The sequence below is a fragment of the uncultured Methanobrevibacter sp. genome (assembly GCF_900314615.1).
GTDB lineage: Archaea > Methanobacteriota > Methanobacteria > Methanobacteriales > Methanobacteriaceae > Methanocatella.
In genome coordinates, this window is sequence record NZ_OMWA01000021.1 from 62,575 (window position 1) to 67,211 (window position 4,637).

The 4,637-nt window shown below is 23.4% G+C and carries 4 protein-coding genes; 2 read left to right on the forward strand and 2 right to left on the reverse strand.

The window, feature by feature from the left end; genetic code table 11:
• Both QZN33_RS07990 and QZN33_RS07995 read right to left on the reverse strand, forming a co-directional pair.
• A partial coding sequence (locus tag QZN33_RS07990; RefSeq protein ID WP_296790763.1) for a class I SAM-dependent methyltransferase occupies window positions 1–1,660 on the reverse strand: 1,660 nt, incomplete at its 3' end.
• A 27-nt stretch (window positions 1,661–1,687) separates the two neighbouring features.
• Entirely contained in the window at window positions 1,688–3,115 is a 1,428-nt protein-coding gene (locus QZN33_RS07995; RefSeq protein WP_296790766.1) for a hypothetical protein, read from the reverse strand.
• A 197-nt stretch (window positions 3,116–3,312) separates the two neighbouring features.
• On the opposite strand from QZN33_RS07995, the gene QZN33_RS08000 reads away from it, so the two are divergent.
• Complete coding sequence (locus tag QZN33_RS08000; protein WP_296790768.1) at window positions 3,313–3,564, forward strand: hypothetical protein; 252 nt, start codon at window positions 3,313–3,315, stop codon at window positions 3,562–3,564.
• 295 nt (window positions 3,565–3,859) lie between these two features.
• Window positions 3,860–4,525, forward strand: a complete 666-nt coding sequence (locus tag QZN33_RS08005; RefSeq protein ID WP_296790770.1) for a hypothetical protein — start codon at window positions 3,860–3,862, stop codon at window positions 4,523–4,525.
• The last annotated feature ends 112 nt before the right edge of the window (window positions 4,526–4,637 follow it).

The following is a 4,637-nucleotide window of genomic DNA, read 5'->3' on the forward strand; positions in this document are numbered from 1 at the left end:
TAGTATTTTTTTTAGTTAGTTCGTTATTTTTGTTATTTAGGTTAGTATTTTTTTTAGTTAGTTCGTTATTTTTGTTATTGAGGTCATTATTTTCTGATTTTATTTGATTATTATAGTTAGATAGTTCAGAATTTTGTTTAGTTAAATTTTGTTTATCTAAAATGAGTTCTTCAGTGTTATTTGTTAAAACTTTATTATTAATAATTAAATTATTATTATTTTCTTTTAAAGATTCAATAGTATTTTTATATGTTTCATTGGTGTATTCCAATATTTTAATTTGATTATTGTGTTTAGAATTTATTGTTATTAATTTTTGGATTTGATTTTGATAATTTTTATCTGAATTTTTTAATGTTTTTATTTTACTGCTTAATTTGGTGTTTTCGGTATTTAAATTGTTGATTTGTGTTTTATTGTTATTGTTTTCTTTATTTAATTGTGATATTTCGTTTTTTAGGTGGTTGTTTTCATTTGTAATTATATGTATATTATCTTTTAATTTGGTGTTTTCGGTATTTAAATTGTTGATTTGTGTTTTATTGTTATTGTTTTCATTTGTTAAACTTAGTATTTTATTGTTGTATTCTTTATTTGTTTTATTTAATTTTTGTATTTTTGTTTGAAATTTAATGGTTTCATTATCTAATTCATCGAGTTTACTTTGATAAATTTCATTATTCTCTTTTAAATTTTTAATCTGATTTTCTTGCCGAATACTTTTTTTAATTAATTTTCGTGAATAATTCTTAGTTTCATTTAATTCTTTAATTTCTTTTTCAGAATTATTATTAAGTTTTTTAATTTTATTGTTATTTTGAAGAATGATTCTATTATTTTCATGTATTTTTTGACTATATTCTGTATTTTTCTTCTTTAACTGGTTTATTTGATTTTTTTGTGAATTTAATGTAATATTTTGGTCAATAATTCTTTCAAGATAACATTTTTCAACAATCTCTCCAATATCACTATCATACACTATTTTTTCGATAAAATTTTTAAAGGAGTTATTTTCAGGGAATATTATTCCTAAACCATTGAATCCATTGATTTTATAAAAATTTAAATTTAAATTTGTTTGCTTTAAAAAATCTTCAATAGCAGTTAAAACCCCATTTTTAGGAGTATTTTCAATAGTAGCATTGTTTAAATTCACATTAGCTCCACCATATTTTAATAATTCCTTTTTATTCGGCATCATTCCTAATCTTTTATATTCATTAAGATATTCTGAGGGTATTGTTTTAGGATTATAATATAAATCTCTTCTACCATATGGCCAAGAGGTATCATGTAAAATTATTATTGGAAAATTTTTTTGATCAAATTTTGTTTCTATTATTTTTAGTTCATTGTAAACAGTATACCAGTTATGGTCTCCATCTATTAAGATAATATCATATTTTTCAATTATTTTTAAGGAATTTAAACTAATGTCTTTGATTGGAATAAATTTAGACCCATATTTTTCTTTAATAGCGCCTATATCATATGATGGTGAAGGGTCAATTGAGATTAATTTAGCATTATTCTCATGTTCACAATAATTTAATATTTTTTCAGTATTCAAACCTACATCAGAACCTACTTCAACTATTACTTTTGGTTTAATTTTATTGAATATAGGATTTATAATAATTTCCCAAAATCTATTCATTTTTGCACCTTTTGTTATTGTTAATATTCATTTAGTTTTATTTAATTCATTAATCCAATTTGGAGCAATATAATTTTCAATAAATCTTTCAATTCTTATTTCAATGAGAATATCTGGATTATACCATTCAATTAACTCTTTATTTAAATTTAAATGATCCCAATAGAAGAATATTTCTCGGAAATATAAACTTAAATAGTGTTTTAATGGTGTAGTGGACGAATCTCTAAATATGAGTGCTTTAAGATTAGAATAACTATTTGGATTATAAATATGCTCAGAAATTCTATTTTGATCTTTAGCAAATTTTTTAGGGATATTTAAATATTGTATGTCTTTAGGTATTGGAAACAGTACTTTATTAATTTTTATCTCTTTTTTTTCTAAATTTGAATACGACCAATTTAAATAATGAATCAAATCACAAGTTTCGTTAATTTCAGTAAAGTCACACTCCTTCACAAGATCTTTATATTTATTTTTTGTTAATGTGGTGTCAATATGATTTAAAATATGATATGAAAATTTTTTACCACCTTCAATATTTTGATGTGAATCTTTTTCCCAATAACAATATTCATTTAATTCTTTATTAAAATCTAAAACATTTATTTTATCTACATTTCGGATTATTGAATTATATTTTATTGGTAATAAATTTTTACAGATTATGCTTTTATCTGGAACAATAAAATAATAATATCCAATTCCTTGATTTCTAAAATATTCTTTTTTATTGTTCAAATCTTGATTGAATTTTTCATAATTAAATTTACTTGTAAATGTGTCATCATAATGTTGTTTTAGTTCATTATTTGTATCATTAATTAAAAAATAATAATTATTTTTTCCACGAATACTATGCCTTAAATTTAATTTTTCTAATTCATTAAATGTATATGCTTTAGGGATGTGGCCTTTATTTTTTCCATATATTATAAAATATATTAGTGGGTTTTCACCACTTTTTTTCACGTCGGGATATTCATTTAAATACCATTTTGTATCGAATTTTGGGGATGGATTTAATTGTTGTTTTTCACAATTTTCTAGGAAAAATATTATTGGGTCTATGTCTGAGGGTATTTCATATTTTTCATAAAACCAAGTTTCATCAAACATTTCTGAATTATATATTATGGAGTAATCTTTTTTGTATTTTGGGTCATATTTGTAAGGAAGTGGTAATCTATATGCATCTTTTCCGTAAGCTATGTAATGTGCAAAAGCATTCATTCCACTTTTTTCAACGTCGGGATATTCATTTAAATACCATTTTGTATCAAATTTAGGAGAAGGATTTAAATGCATTGAAATACAATTTAAGAGGTAATAAGAAATTGGATCTGTTTCAGGTGGGACATAATACTGTTTTAGAAACCACTTTTCATTAAATAAATTAGAATTTTTAATATAAAAATATGATTCTTTGAATATATCATCATTAATTTTCATAAACTCCCCTCAATTTTATATGTTTATATTAGTAAGTTACGATATTTAATTTTAACATTAATTCGTTATATTCAAAAACTTGTGTGATTTGAATTTTCACTAGTTTTTGTGTCACGAAATTTTTTCGCCCTATTTTTTCTTTATTTTTAATTTAAAAGCAATAAAATTAATATATGTGATGGAGCTAATATATTAATATGTCCAGTATTAAAATAAAAGCTCCATATGGATGTATGGAGTTAAAAGAATATAAACTTTCCGATTTTGTACCTGAGTTTTCTGAATTCCGTCAATCTGATGATCTTTCTCGATTTGGTTGTGAAAATATTGATGATAATCTTATCAGGTTGGAGAAAAAGGTAAAATTCATTTTGAAAATAGAATTGCCATTTGTCCAAGTTGTAAGTCACATCACACAGTTAAAAATGGAACTTATGAAAGAAAATTAATTTTTTTAAGAATTGGAGAACAAATTTGCACTGTTCGGGAATATAAATGTAAAAAATGTGGTAAAGTCTTCTATACTGATTTATAATCAATTGTTTACGCTAATTCTAACATAATATTGCCAGTTATTGAGTGTATTGAAAATTTATATCAAATTTATGGTGCTGGACTTCATAAAATACGATTTGACTTAAAACAACAACACAACATTGAAATCTCACATCAAAGCATTGAAAACATATTATTAGAATCTAATTATAAATTTGACTATCAAAATTGGACTTATCTGGTTATTACTTGTTTGACAGCCTTTTGGTAAAAATTAATGGGATTTGGAACTATATTTTAGCCTTATTTGATGTTAAACTAAATACTCTTGGTTCCATCAAATTGGTCGATTCAGAAGATTCCAAGACCATTTATCAATTTTTAAAAGAATCACTACGTAATCAAAAGAAAATATCAATTGGAACAGATTTAAAACATGAATATCGAGAAGCAATAGATAAACTAAAAGTAAAACATCATTTCTGCAAATTTCATCTAAAACAAGCAATAAACAAAAGATTTAAAGACTATTTCGACAAAAATCAACTAACAGATAACGAAAAAAATCTTAATGGATTTAAAACAGGATGTTATAAAATATTGGATGCAGAAACACTTAATGATGCTAAAAAACTACGAGATATGCTAATTGATAAAAAATACTCAAAAAATAAGTTTACAGACAAAATCCTATGGAAATTCATCATTCCCTACTTTAAAAAATTAACGACACGCCTTGAAAATTCGAATATTCCATTAACGAACAATAAAATTGAAAATATTTTCGAAAAAGTATTTTCAAAACACATAAAAAGAACAATGAAAATAGAATTAGGTCTTTTAAGTAGATTCATGCTGAAACTAAATTATTGGAACATAAAACATGAAAAAGAAAAAAATCATACAAATTTTTGAAAGAGCCATTAATGACTCTTTCAAAAACTTTGTTGATTTTCAAAATCCTTTTTTCGATTGTCGTTCCAAATTAGATCTCTGCGATATATTCGTTTTAAAACTCCTCGTTTGG